At 60.8% G+C, this 19,041-nt stretch carries 15 protein-coding genes; 4 read left to right on the forward strand and 11 right to left on the reverse strand.

What is annotated here, in order from left to right:
* Positions 1-93: 93 nt before the first annotated feature.
* Positions 94-2,205, forward strand: a complete 2,112-nt coding sequence (locus tag K0B93_RS11690) for a PQQ-dependent sugar dehydrogenase (protein ID WP_219867377.1) — start codon at positions 94-96, stop codon at positions 2,203-2,205.
* Positions 2,206-2,285: 80 nt separating this feature from the next.
* Here the strand turns inward: K0B93_RS11690 and K0B93_RS11695 are convergent, their stop codons facing one another.
* From K0B93_RS11695 to K0B93_RS11730, 8 genes are all read right to left on the reverse strand, one after another.
* Positions 2,286-3,503, reverse strand: coding sequence for a BCCT family transporter (locus tag K0B93_RS11695; protein WP_219867378.1), 1,218 nt, complete (start codon positions 3,501-3,503; stop codon positions 2,286-2,288).
* A 238-nt stretch (positions 3,504-3,741) separates the two neighbouring features.
* Positions 3,742-5,427 (reverse strand): choline dehydrogenase, encoded by a 1,686-nt coding sequence (gene betA, locus K0B93_RS11700; protein WP_219867379.1) that lies wholly within the window; start codon positions 5,425-5,427, stop codon positions 3,742-3,744.
* A 27-nt stretch (positions 5,428-5,454) separates the two neighbouring features.
* A complete protein-coding gene (gene betB, locus K0B93_RS11705; protein WP_219867380.1) occupies positions 5,455-6,924 on the reverse strand; it encodes a betaine-aldehyde dehydrogenase in 1,470 nt (489 codons plus the stop codon).
* Between the two features lie 13 nt (positions 6,925-6,937).
* The gene (gene betI / locus K0B93_RS11710) at positions 6,938-7,546 is read right to left on the reverse strand and encodes a transcriptional regulator BetI (protein WP_219867381.1); all 609 of its coding nucleotides are present in this window, start codon (positions 7,544-7,546) and stop codon (positions 6,938-6,940) included.
* A 127-nt stretch (positions 7,547-7,673) separates the two neighbouring features.
* A complete protein-coding gene (locus tag K0B93_RS11715) occupies positions 7,674-7,886 on the reverse strand; it encodes an acetyltransferase (protein ID WP_219867382.1) in 213 nt (70 codons plus the stop codon).
* A 35-nt stretch (positions 7,887-7,921) separates the two neighbouring features.
* Positions 7,922-9,031 (reverse strand): histone deacetylase, encoded by a 1,110-nt coding sequence (locus K0B93_RS11720; RefSeq protein WP_219867383.1) that lies wholly within the window; start codon positions 9,029-9,031, stop codon positions 7,922-7,924.
* 322 nt (positions 9,032-9,353) lie between these two features.
* A complete protein-coding gene (locus K0B93_RS11725) occupies positions 9,354-9,734 on the reverse strand; it encodes a hypothetical protein (RefSeq protein ID WP_219867384.1) in 381 nt (126 codons plus the stop codon).
* Between the two features lie 148 nt (positions 9,735-9,882).
* Entirely contained in the window at positions 9,883-11,769 is a 1,887-nt protein-coding gene (locus tag K0B93_RS11730) for a monovalent cation:proton antiporter-2 (CPA2) family protein (RefSeq protein WP_219867385.1), read from the reverse strand.
* A 180-nt stretch (positions 11,770-11,949) separates the two neighbouring features.
* Here K0B93_RS11730 and K0B93_RS11735 point away from each other — a divergent pair, with 180 nt between their 5' ends.
* Both K0B93_RS11735 and K0B93_RS11740 read left to right on the forward strand, forming a co-directional pair.
* Complete coding sequence (locus K0B93_RS11735) at positions 11,950-12,642, forward strand: glutathione S-transferase family protein (protein WP_219867386.1); 693 nt, start codon at positions 11,950-11,952, stop codon at positions 12,640-12,642.
* 141 nt (positions 12,643-12,783) lie between these two features.
* Positions 12,784-13,350, forward strand: a complete 567-nt coding sequence (locus K0B93_RS11740; protein ID WP_219867387.1) for an outer membrane beta-barrel protein — start codon at positions 12,784-12,786, stop codon at positions 13,348-13,350.
* Between the two features lie 97 nt (positions 13,351-13,447).
* Here the strand turns inward: K0B93_RS11740 and K0B93_RS11745 are convergent, their stop codons facing one another.
* Both K0B93_RS11745 and K0B93_RS11750 read right to left on the reverse strand, forming a co-directional pair.
* Positions 13,448-14,548 carry a mandelate racemase/muconate lactonizing enzyme family protein gene (locus K0B93_RS11745; protein WP_219867388.1) on the reverse strand — a complete coding sequence of 367 codons (1,101 nt, stop codon included), beginning with the start codon at positions 14,546-14,548 and terminating at the stop codon, positions 13,448-13,450.
* A 71-nt stretch (positions 14,549-14,619) separates the two neighbouring features.
* On the reverse strand, positions 14,620-14,874 hold the full coding sequence (locus K0B93_RS11750; protein WP_219867389.1) for a hypothetical protein: 255 nt from the start codon (positions 14,872-14,874) through the stop codon (positions 14,620-14,622).
* A gap of 59 nt (positions 14,875-14,933) precedes the next feature.
* Here K0B93_RS11750 and K0B93_RS11755 point away from each other — a divergent pair, with 59 nt between their 5' ends.
* On the forward strand, positions 14,934-15,110 hold the full coding sequence (locus K0B93_RS11755; protein ID WP_219867390.1) for a DUF2897 family protein: 177 nt from the start codon (positions 14,934-14,936) through the stop codon (positions 15,108-15,110).
* 24 nt (positions 15,111-15,134) lie between these two features.
* On the opposite strand, the gene K0B93_RS11760 is transcribed toward K0B93_RS11755, so the two are convergent.
* The gene (locus K0B93_RS11760; protein WP_219867391.1) at positions 15,135-18,686 is read right to left on the reverse strand and encodes an EAL domain-containing protein; all 3,552 of its coding nucleotides are present in this window, start codon (positions 18,684-18,686) and stop codon (positions 15,135-15,137) included.
* Positions 18,687-19,041 lie beyond the last annotated feature (355 nt).

Below are 19,041 nucleotides of genomic sequence, written 5' to 3' on the forward strand. Positions count from 1 at the left end.
CACGGCCCTTTATGGTGACGGAATTGCCAACTTCAATCTTTCACAATGTGAGGAATGGACTATTATTATGGCTCTGCGAGGAGGACGGGGCTCATGCAACGGTGTCTTCTGCTACTCATCTGCCTGACGGTCACCGCCTGCGGCGGTGGCTCTGGAAGCGGCTCCGGCGGCCCAGTCGGTCTCTCCGAGCGCCCTGCCAACTCAGAATGCCTCGCCTTTGATGCCACCGCCGAGGTTCAGCTCACCCCCATTGCGGCCTCCCTCTCGTTCAACTCGCCGCTGCTGATGTTGCCCCACCCCAGCCAGCCCGGAATTTTCTACGTGGTTGAGCAGGGCGGCCTTATCTATCGCCTGGACCTGAACACGGAGACCCGGAGCCAACTGGTCAACCTGGCCACGGACTACTCGCTGAGCGAATGCAACGAATGCGGGCTGCTCGGCATGGCGTTCGATCCGGAGTTTGGCTCCAACGGCTTCGTGTACCTGTCGTTCACCGAAAACACCAACGGCATGACCTCGTTCGTCGCCCGCTTCGAATCGACCGATGAGGGCCAGAGCCTGCGCCGCGATGGCAGCGGCAACCTGGTTCGCAGCAATCTGGTGCAGCAGCGGCAACCCTTCAGCAACCACAACGGCGGCCACATCGCCTTCGGCCCCGATAACCTGCTTTACGTCGGGCTTGGTGATGGCGGCGACGCCAACGATCCGGGCAACCGGGCTCAGAGCCTGTCCACCCGGCTGGGCAAGATGCTCCGGTTCAACCCCGACGGCACCCCCGCCAGCAACGAGGTGTCCGGGTCGGTACCGGAAATCTACGCCTACGGCCTGCGCAACCCCTGGCGCTGGAGTTTTGATCGGGACACCGGCGAGCTGTGGGCCGGGGATGTGGGCCAGCGCCAGTTTGAGGAAATCAACCGGATCAGTCTCGGCGGCAACTATGGCTGGCGCTGCTACGAAGGTTACGAACGCACCAGCAACAGCTGCGGGGCGTCTCCCTCCGGACCGTTTATCGAACCTGTGCATGCCTATGGCCGGTCGGACGGGATTTCCGTCACCGGCGGTTACGTCTACCGCGGTAACAACATGCCCGCCCTCCGCGGCGCCTACCTGTTCTCCGATTTCGGTTCGGGTACCCTGTGGGCACTCGAGCGACAGCCAGACGACAGCTACCAGCGCCGCACCCTGCTGGAAACCGGCCGCAACGTGGCCTCCTTCGCACAGGACAGGGACGGCGAACTGTACCTTGTGACTTTCTCCGGCCTGTTCCGGATTGACCCGGTGAACGTCGACGTCGAGTTGCCGCAGACACTTTCCGAAACCGGCTGCGTGCAGGCCGACGCCCCCTGGCAACCCGCGGACGGGCTGATCCCCTACCGGCCGATCGAACCCTTCTGGTCCGATGGCGCCGACAAGATCCGCTACATGGCCCTGCCGGATGGCACCCGGATCACGCTCGACGAGAGCGGGGATTTTCAGTTTCCCCGGGGCTCGGTACTGGTGAAGAACTTCACCCTGGCCCAGCGTCTGATTGAAACCCGGCTGTACCTGCACAACGCCGACGGCAGCTGGTCGGGTTACAGCTACCAGTGGAACGAGGCCGGTACCGACGCCGAGCTGGTCAACGGCGGCCGGGATGTGGACGTGGGTGGCCAGATCTGGCACTACCCGTCTGCGGGCGAATGCACCCAGTGCCATACCGCAGCCGCCGGGTTCACGCTCGGGCTGGAAACGGCCCAGCTCAACAGCAGTTTCACCTATCCGCAGACCGGCCGTACCGCCAACCAACTGGATACCCTGGCCGGCATTGGCGTCTTGTCTGCGCCGCCGACGCCCGCCCAACGCAGCCGGCGCCTGAGCCGAAGCACCGACGACACCGCCGCCATCGACGCCCGGGCGCGCAGCTACCTGCACAGCAATTGCAGCCACTGCCATCGCCCCGGCGGCACCACCCAGAGCTCCATGGATCTGCGCATTACCACGCCGCTCAATGCCACCGGGGTCTGCGGCGAGCCCCCCAGCAACGGCAACCTGGGCCGGGACGGCGCGCGGCTGGTGGCCCCCGGCGATGCCGCCAACTCACTCCTGCACCTGAGAATGGTGGCGGACGACGCCAACCGCATGCCGCCGATCAGCACCCTGCAGGTGGATACCCGGGGCGCACAACTGGTGGCGGACTGGATCAACCAGTTGCCCGGCTGCAACTGACCGTGTTGCCGGGATTGGGCATAAAAAAAGCAGGTTGATCCGGCGGACCAACCTGCTTTGTGTGCCACATTCCGTCGGGCTTAGCCGGCGAGCTCAACCTTGTGGAAGTCGAGAATATTCTCTTCCGGCGACGTCCGGATGGCCGCCACCTCCGACCGCTTCTTCGCCAGAATATAGGCGAAACAGCCAAAGTACAGGGCAATCACCAGGGCACCGACCCACTGGATGCGCAGGAAATCGAGCTGGAACAGCATGGTCAGGCCGATCATCGCCAGGAAATTGAACACCACGTAGTTGGCCCGGCCCAGCCGCTGGGCGGTCAGGTTCAGGTTGTCGGTGTACAGCCGGATCAGGGAATCCAGGGAGTTCACCACCATCAACACGCCAACGGTGATCATCGCGAGGTTGGTGAAGGCTGCCACCTGCAGGCCCTGATCGTGGTAATGGAACAGCACCGAGAACCACACCCCGATGGCGATGGACGGAACCGCCAGCATGGCGATCAGCAACTGCCAGGTCTTGATACCACTGACGAAACGGGCGGTGAACTGACCAATCATGATGCTCCAGGAGAACCACCACAGCAGGTAGAACTCGTGGTAATCATTGATCGGGAGCACGAACTGGTGAAGGTTGGTGAAATACTCCCCCAGGAGGCCAACGACGCCGAGGAACTCGCCCGGCGAGCCATCCCCCATCAGGAACGCGCGCGCCCACATTCCGGCAATCAGGGCAATAAACAGGACACTGGAGCCGATGCTCAGGATCCGCACGTACTTGATCTTGGAGCTGGAATAGACCGCCAGCCCGATGGCCGCAAACACGATGGCGTAGAACGTCGGCACCACCGATTCGCCGTCCCCCACCTGCGGCAGGTACCAGGGCAGGTTCACCAGCAACAGGTACGCGGTAAAGGCACAGGTGCCGATGATCACCACGTTGTTGACCACTTTGACCAGGGGAATCTCGAAAAACTGCACGCGCGGTTCAATGATCGCGAAGTAGAAGCAGGTCAGGAAATAGAAGCCCCAGATCAGGAAGGCCCAGAAGCCAAACTCGATGGCCAGCGGATTGGCGAAGCCGTACTCCGGGCTGGCGGACAGGTCCCCGTAGCCGCCGAACTCGGTCAGCGGGAACATGATCAGCCCCACGTCCAGTCCCGAGGTGAACAGGATGGCGATGAAGGTCAGGGTGCGTACCGGCGTCACGCCGATGCACTGCACGTCCCACCATTTGTACAGGATCAGCGCAATGGCCGCGAAGGTGAAGATCAGGCCTGTGGATAACCAGAGTGTCATGAGGTCCTCCGGCGGTTTTCATTCATTATAGTGAACAGCATGGGTGTTCCTCCTCTACTTTGAAGCTGTTGCTCGTTCGAATCGGACACAAACCCCCGCGTTGCTTTTTGACGGGCCAGGACTTGCCTATCTGGCGCCCAGGAAACGGCTGGCACAGCCGTCGCGCTGATAGGGAAATCCTGATGGTTTGCAAAACCCCGGAGGCATTGCACCTCCGGGTGGAAACGGTGTGGCAGCGCTAGCCCAGCACCCGCTTGGCCGTTCCCGGTCGCTGTCGCTCCTGCCATTGCCCGTCCATGAGCACAGGAGCGTCAGAAGGTTTCAGGGGCTCCCTGCCCCGAATCAGATCGGCTGCCCGTTCGGCCACCATGATGGTGGGCGCGTTCAGGTTGCCGTTGGGTATGGTCGGGAAGATGGACGAATCCACCACCCGGAGATGCCGGATGCCCCGAACCCGGGTCTGGGGGTCAACCACCGCCAGCTCGTCCGTCCCCATCTTGCAAGTGCAGGACGGGTGATAGGCGCTTTCCACCGCCTGCCGGACGAAGGCATCGATCTGTTCGTCGGTCTGGACCTCGGCGCCGGGCTGGATTTCCGGCCCCCGATACTCGTCCATGGCGGGCTGGTTGATAATCTCCCGCGTCAGCCGGACACAGTCCCGGAAGCCTTCCCGGTCCGCTTCGTGCTGCAGGTAATTGAAGCGGATCTGCGGCGCCTGGGTGGGATCGGCGGATTGGACATGCACCGTGCCCCGGCTTTTCGGCTTGTTATGCCCGATGTGCAGCTGGAAACCGTCGCCGGCAAAGGCTTCCTTGCCGTCATAGCGCATGGCCGCCGGCAGGAAGTGGTATTGCAGGTCGGGCCACTCGACCCCGGCCTTGGATCGGATAAAGCCACAGGACTCAAAGTGGTTGGTCGCGCCCAGACCGTCTTTCTTCAAAATCCAGCGCAGGCCGATCTTCAGCTTGTTCCACCAGTCCAGCTTGCCGTTCAGGGACACCGGCTTGTTGCAGCGGAACTGGAAGTAGAATTCCAGGTGGTCCTGCAGGTTCTCGCCCACGCCCGGCAACTCGTGCTTTACCTCAATGCCGGCCTGCTCGAGCACCTCGCGCCGGCCGATACCGGAAAGCTGCAGCAGGTGTGGCGAGCCGATGGATCCCGCAGACAGGATGACCTCCTCGACGGCTTTGGCCTCGTGCACCTTGCCACCCTGCTCGTAACGCACGCCGGTGGCGGCTTTGCCGTCCAGCAGCACTTTGTGCACCAGGGCATGAGTCACCACGGTCAGGTTCGGGCGCTCCATGGCCGGGCGCAGGTAGGCATTGGCGGTGGACCAGCGGCGGCCGTTTTTCACCGTCATGTGCATGGCGCCGAAACCTTCCTGCTGGGCGCCGTTGTAGTCCTCGGTGGGGAAATAGCCGGCATCCACACCCGCGTCCACAAAGGCCTTGTACAGCGGGTTCTGCATGTTGTTGCCGTTGTTCACCCCGAGCGGACCCTGGTCGCCACGGTAGTCGTCAGCACCAAAGGCCCAGGTTTCGGCCTTCTTGAAGTAGGGCAGCACCCGGCGGTAGTTCCAGCCCTCGGCCCCTTCGGCTTCCCACTCGTCGAAATCCCGGGCGTGACCCCGAACGTAGACCATGCCGTTGATGGAGGAGGAGCCGCCCAGCACCTTGCCCCGGGGGCAGTGCATGCGGCGGTTGTCCAGATAGGGCTCCGGCTCTGTTTCGAACTGCCAGGCGTACTTCTTGGTGTTCATCGGAATCGACAGCGCGGTCGGCATCTGGATGAAGATGCTCTTGTCGCTGCCGCCGGTTTCCAGCAGCAGCACGCGGTGTCGGGCGTCCTCGGTGAGACGGTTCGCCAGCACGCAACCGGCGGAACCCGCCCCGACAATGATGTAGTCGTATCGGTTTTCTTTCATAGAGTCGCTCCGGGTTGGGTCACTGGCTTAAAACGGCGCATCCAGGTCTTCCATTCCGATGTACACCGACTTGAGCTGGGTGTAGTAGTCGAGGGTGACCTTGCCGTTTTCGCGACCAATGCCGGAGAGTTTGTAGCCGCCCACCGGCATTTCCGCGGGCGAGGCGCCGTAGCTGTTGATCCAGCAGATCCCGGCCTGGATCTGGTGAATCACCCGGTGCGCGCGGCGGATATCGCGGGTGAACAGGCCGGCGGCCAGGCCGGTGTCGGTGCTGTTGGCCCGGGCAATCACCTCGTCCTCGTCGGAGAAGGTAAGCACCGACATCACCGGCCCGAAGATCTCCTCCCGCACGATGGTCATGTCATCGGTGCAGTCGGTGAAGATGGTGGGCTCGACGAAATAGCCACCCTTCGAGTCTTCCGGCTCGAAGGCGCGACCGCCGTGAGTCAGTGTCGCCCCTTCCGACAGGCCTTTGGCGATGTAGTCGAGCACCAGGTCCCGGTGTTTCTCCGAGATCAGGGCACCGAAGTTGGTGTCCGGATCCATCGGATCGCCCGGCTTGATGTTCTTGCGGGTGCGTTCCAGCAGGCGGTCCATAAAGCGCTCGTAGATTGCTTCGTGGACAAACACCCGGGTGCCGTTGGTGCAGATCTCGCCCTGGGTGTAAAAGTTGCCCACCATGGCCGCTGAGATAGCGTTTTCCAGGTCGGCATCGTCAAAGATGATCAGAGGGGATTTGCCACCCAGCTCCATGGTGACGTCTTTCAGCGTGGAGGAGGCGGCAGCCATGACCTTCTTGCCGGTACCGACCTCACCCGTGAACGACACCTTGGCGATGGCGGGCTCGTGGGTCAGCCAGGCACCCACGTCCGCCGCGCCCTGGACAACGTTGAACACGCCCGCCGGCACGCCGGCCTCGACAAAAATTTCCGCCAGCTTGATCGCGCCCATGGGCGTCTCTTCGGAGGGCTTGAAGATCATCGCGTTACCGCAGGCCAGCGCCGGCGCCGATTTCCAGCAGGCGATCTGGATCGGGTAGTTCCAGGCGCCGATGCCGGCACAGATCCCCAGCGGTTCGCGACGGGTGTAGTAAAAGTCCCCGCCCAGGTCCTGCTGATTGCCTTCGATGGACGGGGCCAGCCCGGCGAAGAATTCCACGGCGTCAGCACCCGTGGCCACATCCACCGCTTCCGCCTCCTGCCAGGGCTTGCCCGTGTCCCGCACCTCACAGGCGGCCAGTTCGTCGTTGCGCTCACGCAGCAGCGCCACGGCCTTCAGCAGAATGCGACTGCGCTCGATGGCGGGCATCGCCGACCACTCGGCAAAACCGGCCCGGGCACTTTCAATGGCTGCCTGCTGCACTGCCTTATCGGCCACTTCAACCTCGTAAATCACCTCACCGGTGGCCGGGTTCACGACCGGGAAGACCTCACCGGTGCTGTTGGCCAGGAAGCGACCGTGGACAAAGTTCTGAAAGCGGGGTACCGAATTGGACATAATCTGTGAAACCTCAAAAAGATGAATTCGTTGTCTCGGCCTGCGACAGGGCCTCATACACGAAGCGCTTGCACAGCGTTTCGCCGGCCTCAAAGCTCTCCTGCGGGTCCAGGCTCAGGGCACTGCGCAGCCAGAAGCCGTCGATCATGGCCGCGGTCTGCCGAGCGGCGGCAGTCGCGGCCCTGGGCCCGAGCACCTGGGCAAAGGAGTAACGCAGATTGCTGTACAACCGTGCGTTGTTGATCTGCTGCAGCCGCTTCAGACCCGGTTCGTGCATGGATCGGGCCCAGAAGCTGAGCCAGGTTTTCGCGGCCAGTGCCGAACGCTGGAACTCGGAAAAATTCGACTCGATGATGCAGTTCAGGCGCTGCTCCGGCGAACCGTCGGTTTTTGCCATGCGTTCCCGGAGTTCCTTGCCGAGCTGGTCCAGCAGGTACCGCAACGCCGCTTCAATCAGACCCTGCTTGCCACCGAAATAGTGGCTGATGATGCCGGAGGACATCCCCGCCCGTTTGCTGATGCTGACAATGGTCGTGTTCTGCATCCCCAGCTCGGCGATGGAATGCATGGTGGCCTCGATCAGCTGCTGCTTGCGTGTGTCTTTGACTCCAACTTTTGGCATGACAGGTTCGCTACCGTTTCCGCATCTTTTTTATTAATTGAACGTTCAATTAAAATAAAGGCTACCGAAAAGATGACACGCTTGCAACGTTGCTCAAGAAACAGTCAGGGACTCGCCGGATAGAACGTCAACTCTTCCGCCGGTAGTGGGGATCGGTCCAGCACTGGGGCAGGGATTCGCCGGACGGGAAGCTCAACTCGGATTTATCATAGAATTCAGGATCCTGGGCTTCCTCACCGTAATGCAAGCTGCCTTTGATGCGGTGTTCATGGGGATCGAATAACCCCCGGGTATCCAGCACCTCAATCAGGTGTCCGGTGGATTTCTCTGCCACAAACATATCGACCTCCTGCGTCTGTCGTTTCGGGGTTGCTGTCAGCTACCGGGTGGGTCGTCCGTAAAAGCACTCAGGTGGAAGGCAATGGCCTCGTCCACTTCTTCCATGCCGCAGATCCTCGGCTGTGCCGCGCTGCCGCCGGCGAGCACGCTGAGTACCGATCGTACCCCGTGCGCCAGGGACTCGGTGTTGTAACCACCTTCCAGCACAAACGCGAGGCGGCCGTCGCAGACCCGATCCGCCAGGGCCTGGACAACTTCCGTCATGGCGGCGAAGCCGTCGTAGGAGACGTTCAGGGCCAGGTCAAACCAATGGGCATCGAAACCTGCCGACACCAGGATGATGTCCGGCTTGAAGTACTCGGCCGCCGGCACCAGGATCTCGTTCAGGGCCTTGAGATAGGCCAGGTCACCGGAACCGCCGGGAATCGGGACGTTTACAGTCGTCCCCTCGCCCAGTCCGGCACCCACTTCATGAAGACCGCCACTACCCGGGTAGAACGGGGCGGACCGGTGAATGTCGAAGAACAGCACGTCCGGGTCGGCCCAGAAGATGTCCTGGGTGCCATTGCCGTGATGGGCATCCCAGTCGACAATCAGCACCCGCTGGCAACCCAGCTCGGCCTGGGCATGGGCGGCAGCCACCGCGACATTATTGAACAGGCAAAAACCCCGGGCCCGCACAGGTTCGGCGTGATGGCCGGGGGGGCGCACCAGCGCGAACGCACTACGGGTGGTACCGGAAACCACCGCCTCAACGGCGGCAACGGCGGTACCCGCGGCCACTTCAGCGGCCTCAATGCTGCCGGGTGACACCGCGGTGGTATCCACATCCAGCCAGGCGTTTTTATTGCGCAGGGAAAAAACATAGTCCAGATAGGACGTGGTGTGGACCCGGGCGAGCTGCTCGCGGCTGGCCGCCTTGCCCTGGCCAAACCGGACCCCGTCCACCGGCTCGCGCTCAAGCAGGTCAATGATCGCGCGGATGCGACCAGGGTGCTCGGGGTATTTCCATTGAACATTCAGCCCCGACAGAATGTTTCGCACGCGTTTATCCAGGCGTCCGGGAAGAAACGCCGCATTCACATCCGGTGAGTGATTGAGCACTCTCTCATCGTAGAATACGGTAACCCCTTTTGGCTCTGCCACAGCAGACTCCGAAATTCCGGTTCATGGGCTCTTGCTCAAGAGCGGATCTACTGGAAAGCATAGCCCCAAAACGAAGGAGGCGACAGCGCTCGTGCCTGTTTTGGGCAGTCCGCCGTCAGTTTCCTGGCCAACCTTCCGACAACAGGCGCGTCTCCTGTTCCCGGGCAACCACCGCGCCCGAGATCATCCGGTCCAGAATCGGATCCAGCACCGAGCCGCCAGGACGAGCGGCAGCGATTGCCTGACTCGTTGCATGGTGCTCCTCCTTCAATAATAAGAACGGGCCGCTGGGCGGCCCGATCGGATGCTTTGGGTCGGAGAATTACAGCAGGCCACCCTCGGTGGCATTCTGGACGGACCCCTGAACGCTGTTCTGGACTTCCGATCTCACGCTCTGGGAAACCGAACTGTCCACTTCCTGACGGGTCCGGGCGTTCACCTCTGCTTTTTGACTGGCGTTCAGGCGGCCTTCGGTGCGATCGCGCATTTCACCCGCGTTTTCGCCAGCGGACCTGGCAGTCTCCGAATCCACCTGTGCATTGGCGCCTGCACTTGCGCCTCCGCTGGCGTTGGCGCCACCGGCCTGGGCATTCATCTGGGCATCGGCCTGAACACTGGCGCTGGCCGAACCACCGGTTTCCGCGGCGAATGCAGAGACCGCCATGACTGAGCAAATTGCGAGAGTCAATGTGCGCTTCATCATTGTCTACTCCAGAATTTCCGTTGAATTAACCCCGTTAACGAATGAGCCCGGGAATTATTCCCCTACCACGGAATTTTTTTTCTGGGGTTCCACGAGAAAGCTTTTACAGTGCGGTGGTATTTTTCAGCGATGACCGGAAGATGACCGATCAGTGCGCCTCCGGCGGCGTCCAGATCGGCACATCCTCCTTCTTGGGCTCGTCCCAGTCCTTCTGCATGGCACTGCTCAGCGCCTCCTCCAGTTTCATGAACAGTTCCCCGTAGCGCGGACTGAAGCTGATGCCCTCCTCAATCTCCTGCCAGGCCTCGAACAGCTCATCTTCGTGGGCGTTCTCGTTCTCGACGAATGCCCAGGTCATCTGCTTGGCACGGAGCGGATGAACGCCCATCGCCGTCAGGGCATGGCCGCCCATCTCCAGCGCGGAATGATAGGTTTCACTCACCACGTCGTCGGCACCGGCCCTCCGCAGTCGGTAACTGTGGCCACGGTCGAATGCCCGTGCCAGCACCCAGACGCCGGGATAGAATTTCTTCACGTGCTCAACGATTCGAACCGTCCGGTCCCGGTCGTCAATGGCCACCACCAGTAACCGCGCCTCTTCAATCCCCGCGGTTTCCAGCAACTCCGGCCGACTGGCATCGCCGAAGAAGCTCTTGATGTTGATCCGGCGAACGTTCTCGATCTGCTCGATCTCATGGTCCAACACCACGATGGGAATGTTATTGGCCCGGAGCAGCCGGCAGACAATCTGTCCAAACCGGCCTATGCCGGCGACGATGACCGGTGCCCGGTCGTCGATCGAGTCCGCCTCCCGCTCGTCGTTTTTTGAGCGCCGATACCGGGGCAGAACCACCCGGTCATAGACGATGAACAACACCGGGGTAAGAAACATCGACAGCGCCACCACCAGTGACAGGATCTGTGAGGTTTCCACCGGAATTACGGAGTTCTGGACGCTGTAGTTGAGCAGCACAAAGCCGAACTCGCCCGCTTGTGCCAGACCCAGCGTAAACAGCCAGCCATTGCTGCCATGGATCCCGAACAGCAGCGCCAGGACAAGCAGGATCAGCGCCTTTACGACGATCACGGCAACACCCAGGGACACAATGGTGCCCCACTCCGCCGCCAGCACCTCGAAATTGATGCCCGCGCCCACCGTGATGAAGAACAGCCCCAGCAGCAGGCCCTTGAAGGGTTCGATGTTGGCTTCCAGCTCATGGCGAAATTCGCTGTTCGCCAGTACCACGCCGGCCAGGAACGCGCCCAGGGCCGGGGACAGGCTCACCAGGCTCATCAGCGCGGCAATGCCGATCACCAGCATCAGGGCCGTGGCGGTGAATACCTCCCGCAACCCCGACTGCACCACATAACGGAACATCGGCCGGCTCAGGTAGAAGCCGCCGACAATCACCACCGCGACCGCTCCGATCACCACCAGGGCATGGGCCCAGGCCGGCAGGTGGGCCACCAGGCTCAGTCCCGTGTCATGGCCGGCGTCCGTGCCGGATCCGGCCATCAGCTCCGGGAGCGCCAGCAACGGGATCAGGGCCAGCATCGGGATCACCGCGATGTCCTGGAACAGCAGCACGGAAAACGCGCTGCGTCCGCCTTCGGTCTTGCCCAGCCCCTTCTCGTTCAGTGTCTGCAACACAATCGCCGTGGACGACAGCGCAAAGATCAGGCCTACGGTCAGTGCCGTCTGCCACTGCAACCCCAGCCACCAGGCGACTGCCGTGCCGGCGGCTGCGGTCAGCACCACCTGCAGCCCGCCCAGGCCCACCAGCCGGACCCGCATGGCCCAGAGCGCCTTGGGATCCAGCTCCATGCCCACCAGGAACAGCATCATCACCACGCCAAATTCCGCGAAATGCTGGATGGTTGTGGCTTCCTGACCTACCAGCCCGGTGATAGGGCCTATCACAACGCCCGCAACCAGATATCCCAGAACCGACCCCAGCCCCAGCCGCTTGGCCAAAGGAACCGCAATCACCGCCGCCGCCAGGTAGATAAACGCCTGAATGAAATACCCTGTCATTCCATGGTTTCCCCGTGTGACACCGGCCGGAACCGATCTGAATTGAATTTACTTGCGCGCAAGGGACAAACGCCGAGGTTTACGAAAACTGATAGACCACTGATATCCCGGACTTATAAAGTGTAGTCACCCTCAAATTACCGAGCATACCCCAACGCTCTCCGGAAAGGACCCCAGACCATGACCACCCTGTACATCGCCAACAAAAACTACTCTTCCTGGTCACTTCGTGCCTGGCTGTTGATGCGGGAGCTCGGCATCCCGTTCGAGGAACACATGCTGCCGTTTGGCGACCAGCAGGCCTGGGCTGCCTTCCGGGCCGAGGGCGGCAGCGGTAAGGTGCCCACCTTGCAGGACGGCGATGTCAGAGTCTGGGACTCGCTTGCCATCGCCGAGCATCTGGCCGATGACTACCCGGAAGTCTGGCCCTCCGATCCGATTGCCCGGGCCTGGGCCCGGAGCACCTGTGCCGAAATGCACTCCGGGTTTCAGGCCTTACGGGACCTCTGTTCCATGAACATCGGCGTGAGCGTGCGCGTGACCGAGGTGCCGCCGGAACTGGCGCGGGATGTCGAGCGCATCGCCACCATCTGGCACGACGGCCTGACCCGGTTCGGCGGGCCCTTCCTGGCCGGCGACCGGTTCTCGGCGGTGGACGCATTCTTCGCTCCCGTGGTGTTCCGCTTCGAAACCTATGGCCTGGAACGGACGCCGGCCATGACCGAGTACATCCGGCACATGCTGGCGTTACCCGGCATGCAGACCTGGGCCGACCAGGCCCTGCTGGAACCCTGGATTGATCAGGAGCACGAAGGCGACTGTGAGATGCTTGGCACGGTGGTGGAGGACAGGCGGACCCTGAAGACACCTTGATATGTAGCCGAAACTTCCATAAAGAAACACCAGGTCGACTTTCGAGAGGAATAGCAGGCGATTCCGGACTATTTATTCGACAAATGTCAGACAATCGCCTAATTTTTAACCGATGCTCTCTTAGCAAAGGAGGCTAAGACCATGAAACCTGTCATTCCTCTTACTCTTGCAGTCTCCCTCTTTGCAGTATCGGGCACTACCCTCGCAGGCAGCGACAGCGGCCTGTACCTCGGCGCTTCCGTCGGTCAGGCTCAGTTGGATTTCGACGAGGAGCTCCCGGATCCAGGCGACGTTAATGTAAGCATCGACTTCGATGACGAAGATACCGCTTACAAGATTTTTGGTGGCTACAACTTCGGCCTTATACCTCTGGTGGATCTCGCGGTAGAGGGTGCATACGTTGATTTTGGTAAATTCAAGGGCAACGTCGGTGCCATCAGCGATTCCAACTTTGAAGTTGACGGCTGGACCGGTGCGGGACTGGCCGGCATCAAGCTTGGGCCGGTAGGCATTTTCGGCAAGGCCGGGTTTATCAGTTGGGACGGCGATCTCGACAATTTCGGTGACGACGACGGTACCGATCCGCTCTACGGAATCGGGGCACGGTTTACCCTGTTCTCGCTCCAGGTACGAGCCGAGTACGAGCGCTACGATCTCGATAACTTCGACATCGACTACTACTCCGTCGGCGCAGCTTTCACCTTCTGACCCTTACCCTCCGGGCAGTACTCCAGGTACTGGCGGTCCCGGTTTCTCCCAGACTCCCCGAATACCCCCTCAAAGACAGCAACAACTGATCCGCCAGTCACTCATAGACGTCGTGCAGAGTCAGGGTTTTGAAATCCGGCGTAACCCCCAAACCTGGCCGGTCGCTCAGGGTCATCCGCCCGGCGGACACCTCGGGCGCGCCGTCCGCCAGCTGCACCGTGTTGTAGTTGTGCAGATCGGTGGTGTTCAGCAGGACTCTGGACGGTGTGCTGGCCGCCAGATGGGCATACGCCGCGGTGGCAATGCCGCTGCCCCAGGCGTCCTCAATGGTCATGGCAATGCCGGCATCCACGCAGACGTCGCGAATCACCCGCGCCGGTGTCAGTCCGCCAAACTTGCTCACTTTCAGTGCCATGGCATCCATCGCGTCATCCCGGATGGCGCGCTGGACATCGGCCAGGCAGTTCAGGCTTTCATCCAGCTTCACCGGGTGCCGGCACCGGCGTCGCACCGACAGGCATTCCTCGTAACCGCGGCAGGGCTGTTCCAGATAGAGGTCCAGATCCTCCACCGCCCGTGAGAAACGCAGGGCCTGGTCTCGTCGCCAGGCGCCGTTCATGTCACCGACCCAGATTTCATCCGGCTGCTTCTTTCTGGCCAGGGTCTGCATCAGCTCAATGTCCTCGTCAACACGGTGGCCAAGCTTGATCTGGATGTGCCGGAAGCCCTCCGAACGGTATCGCCCCAGGGACGCTTCCATTTCCGCCGGTTCCGCCAGGGGCACGATCCGGTGCAGAGGCATCGACGGGGTAATCAGGCCGCCCAAAAGGGTGTAGACGGGCAGTCGCGCCGACTTGCCCAACAGGTCCCAGCAGGCAATATCTATGGCCGCCTTGGCCACCGCATGGCCCGTCAGCGCCTGGTCCATGCTTTCATGGATACAGTTGATGTGGCGGGGGTCGCCACCGATCACACTGGGTGCCAGCACCGACAGACAGGAGGGCAGGCCCTCTGCGAAGGCAGCCATGTAGTTCGGCCCACAGGGGCAGACCTCACCATAGCCCGCCAGCCCCGAGTTGGTGGTCAGCACCACGACCGTGCTGGTGAATATCTGGTGCGACCGCCCGCCCGCAAAAGCATACGCCTTGCCCGTGTAAGGCAAGTCGGCGGTGTAGACCGCAATGCTCTCGATTCGCATGACACGCCTCCCTTCCCTGGCTGTTCCTGCATCCTCTGAGCATAGTCCGCCCGTGCCCGCGGCGCCGCTATTTACCGGTGATTGACGGGATTGGAGTAGCCATCGCCTTTCACGCCCAGGCGGTCGAGGTAAGCGTGCAGCTCGGCCTCGCTCATATCGACGTATTCCAGCACCCGGCCGTAGAGCATGGCCGTTGGCACATTGCGCCCCTGCAGCTCGCGCTGGGTTTCGTGGATCACGTAGAGAATCAGGCGTTCGGTGCGGGTCAGTCCGTCACGAACGTCGGGGATGGTATCGAGAACGGTCTGCCATTGTTCAGGTGTCATAGACGATACCCTACCCGGGGGGGCATTATAGATAAACACCCGCACAGAGAGTCTCGTTTATGCCAACCATCGGATGGGTATTCGTCATCCTCGCCCTGGCCCTGATTGTCGGTGGCCTGATGATCCTGCGCAATTCCGCCAACAGCATGCACATCTCCGACGAGAAGATGGACAAAATACGCAAACGGAAGGCAGAGCTGGAAGCCAGGGAAAAAGCGGAGGACGACTGGAAATAGCAGGCAGTTTTCGCCTGCACCAACCTAGCTGGCCTTCCAGTCGTGATACCAGTGCGTGAATTCATTTGCAGCCAGGGGCGGGCAGATATGAAACCCCTGGAAGTCCCGGCAGCCAGCTGATTGCAGCGTGGTCAGTATTCCGGCGTTCTCAATCCCCTCGGCAACCACCTGAAAGCCCAGCGTTAACCCCATCGACACGATGCCGTTTACCACGGCCAGCTGAACCGCATCACTGGCGTTCGATTTACTGAATTTCTGGTCCATCTTGAGGGTATCCGGCGCCAGTTCCACCAGGTGGTTGAGGTTGGACTCTTCCCTGCCAAAGTGATCAAGCGCCAGTTTGAAACCCACCGACCGGAGCTTTTTGAATAGCTGCAAAATGTCCGTGTCGTCGCCCTTGAACAGATCGCACGCCGAGATCTCAATCTGCAGTGAGCTTGGGGGCAGCCCGTTTTCGGCAGCCGACCGCATCAATCGGCGCACCAACTGAGCCTGCCGGCATTGCATGGGAGAGACATTAATGGACAGCGTAATCGGCGGCATGCCCTCATCCCCCCACACCCTCAACTGGTGGCAGGCCTCGTTGATTATCCAGTCTCCGAGCTTTTCCATCAGGCCGCATTGCTCGGCAACCGGGAGAAAATCTTTCGGCCCGAAGCTGCTGCCCGGCCAGCGGATAAGCGCCTCGACACCGGTCAGTTGCCCGTTCTGAAGATCGACCACAGGCTGGTAATGGAGCTCGAACTCGCCTCTCGAAAACGCGCCCTTGAAGCGATGCTCGATTCGCCGGACCTGCTGCTCGTGTTGATTGGCCTGCTTCTCACAAAACTGAATCTGCCCGGGACCCGCAAGCTTGGCCAGATACATGGCCTGGTCAGCTGCACGGGTCAATTGATCGGGGGTTTTGCCATCCTCGGGGTAAAGCGCAATGCCAATGCTCGGTGTGGTGTGCAGTACCAGGCCGTCCACCCGGTAAGGCCGGGACAGGACTTTAACCAGGTGCCGGGCAACCTTCGCCGCATCGGAAGGAGACTGGAGATGGGACAGCGCAGCCAGGAATTCATCGCCGCCGATACGGCCTACGGAATCCTCTTCGCGTACCCCCTCCCTGAGCCTGCGGGCGACTTCGGCAAGCACGGCGTCACCTATCGCATGCCCGTGTTCATCGTTGATCGGTTTGAAGCGATCCATGTCGATGAACAGCACCGCCATGTGCGAGTGCGCCCGCTCTGCGCCAGCAATCAGTCGCTCCTCAAACTCGTAGATCAGCGTGCGGTTGGGGAGATCCGTCAGATCGTCATGCTGCGCCTTCTCAACGGCCAGCCTGCGTGAACGCCCGGAGCTCAATCGCAGCTGGACCCGGGCGATCAGCTCCGCGACGGAGAAAGGTTTGACCAGATAATCGTCAGCACCGGAGCTCAGGCCTCTCACCCGAGCGTTCTCATCAGCTTGGGCAGACAGCAGGATGACCGGCAATCGAGTCGTGGTCTCGGATGCCCGAATCGCCTCAAGGAGCTCAAATCCGTTCATTTTAGGAAGCATGAGATCACTGATGAGAAGGTCAGGCGGGTCTGTTCGGATCGCCTCCAACGCCTGCTCACCGTTCGCCAGGGTTTCTACCTGACAGTAGGGGGAGAGGATATCGTAAAGGTACCGACGCATATCGGCGGTATCGTCGACGACAAGCACACGGGCGCTCGTCGCCTCGCCATCGTATTCCCGCGATTTTGAAGCCGGCGTTACGTCAATTCCTAACCACTGCATAGCTTCAGCGATGTAGGCCTGGCCGGCCAGGCTTGCGTCATAGGGCAGTGCGCCGGTCACCTGATCTTCGGGCAGATGGGCTTTTCCCCGCGGAACGCTGACGGTAAATCGGGACCCCCGATCCGGCGTGCTGTCCGCGGTAATGGTACCGGTATGCAGGTTCACCAACTCCCTGACCAGCGCAAGGCCAATTCCGCTGCCCCCGTAGGTTCTGCTGGCAACGTTTGGTGCCCGGTGGAACCGCTCGAAAATTTTGGGCAGCTCATTCTCGGCAATGCCGATACCGGTATCCTCCACCGTCAACTCAATATGGTCCGCCTGCCAAACCAATCGAAGCGTCACACGGCCACGAAGTGTGAACTTGAAGGCATTGGACAGCAGATTGAGAACAATCTTCTCCCACATGCCGATATCCACGTACGCCGGTTCCGGCGCGTCAGGGCAGTCAATGTCAAACTCGACACCGGCCATCTCGAACGCAGATTCGAACATGCTTGCGATCTCGCGGGTAACTCTGGGAAGGTCGACGGGGGCGTAGCTGGGCTGGGCGCGGCCAGCTTCGATCTGGGCAAAGTCCAGTAACGAATTCACCAGCTTCATCAACCGAAGGGCATTTCGATGCACAATTTCAAGGCGACGACGATCCCCCTTGTTCAGACTGCGCCCCCGGGCTTTGAGCGTTTCCGACACGGGCCCGAGCAGTAACGTCAGGGGCGTGCGCAATTCGTGGCTGATGTGCGTGAAGAAGGTGGTTTTTACGCGATCCAGCTCCTCCAGCGCCTCAGTCTGAAGACGCACACGCTCATAGGAAAGCGCGTGGGACAATTCTTTCTCAACGGTGTAGCGCAGCATGTCGAAGAAATTCCGGTACGCCGTGTCCAATCGTCGGCGGGCGCTGACGCCAGCAATCAGTACCGCGTTCGGGACATCGCCCTCGGCCACCGTTATCGGCATCAGAATGGCCTCCTGCACCGGCTCATCATAGGGTGAGCCAGCAATCAGCGCCCGCTTGTGCAGGTCGGTTAATTCCATGCTGTCGCCTGAAACCAGAACCTCATCGACGGGCCAGATTGAAAGGTTGTTGCGAAGATCGATGGCCGGAACCCGCACGTCACTGCTGGCGGCTTCCAACCCGGTTTCAGCCCGCAGGTAGGCCTCACGACCGGAGGGGTCGATGAGGTAAAACAGGGCAAACGGCACTTCAAGCTTGTGACCTTTCAGCGCATTGATGGCCTTGTTGATCGCGCTTTCCAGGGTGGTAGCGTCGAAAAACAGATCCGTAACCGATTGCACCACCCGCAAACGCCGCTCACCCAGGACCTGCTGGGTAAGCTCCGTCACCGGATGAAAAACACCGGCCACGGTGCCGTCGTCGTCGAAAATCGGGCTGAAATTCGAGGTGAAGAAAGCCTCTTCCAGATAGCCGGCCCGGTCCAGAAACACGCGCCGGTTGACGAGGCGCGAAGGCTCGCCACTGGTGGCCATTTCAAACGCGTCATCCACAAGGTGCCAGATTGAGTCCCACATCTCGCGGAAGTCCTGCCCCATGGACTCTGGATGCTTGTCGCCGCAGAAGGCCCGGTAACTGTCGTTATAAATCTGAACGCGGTGAGGCCCCCAGACCACGTTGATCGGAAAGCTGGTATTGAGGCAAAGATTCACCACCGACCGCATAATGTGCGGCCAGTTTTCTCTGGGGCCGAGCGGGGTCCTGGACCAATCCATGGACCGCACCAGCTCACCCATCTCACCGCCGCCCAGTAGCCATTCACCGCCGGGCGGTTGCGAGCGGTCAGCAGAGTCGTTTTCCATAAAAACCCACAGGCGCAGCCTATTCCCTGAGCATAACACCTTACCTGACAGCCGCATTGCGCGCGCTGGACAGGACCTCTTAAAGGTATAGCACAGGAAACGACCACCCCCCTCGCCAATCGTCAGCACCTCGCCACCCACTCCAGGGGTCGCCGGGGCGCGTTTGCCGGAAGATTGCACTCAGAATCAGCCTGTTAGAAATCTGTACACATTTTTCTACATGAAATCTGTTCAGTCTGGACGACCCTGGACGATAGGATTAAATATTGATCAATGCTTACAACAACAATTAGACTCCACGACCGAAAAGATGGTTGGTTGATCGTGATCCTATCGAGAACGTTGCGCTTCAGTT

It is taken from the genome of Marinobacter sp. F4218 (genome assembly GCF_019443085.1).
Classification (GTDB): Bacteria; Pseudomonadota; Gammaproteobacteria; order Pseudomonadales; family Oleiphilaceae; genus Marinobacter; species Marinobacter albus.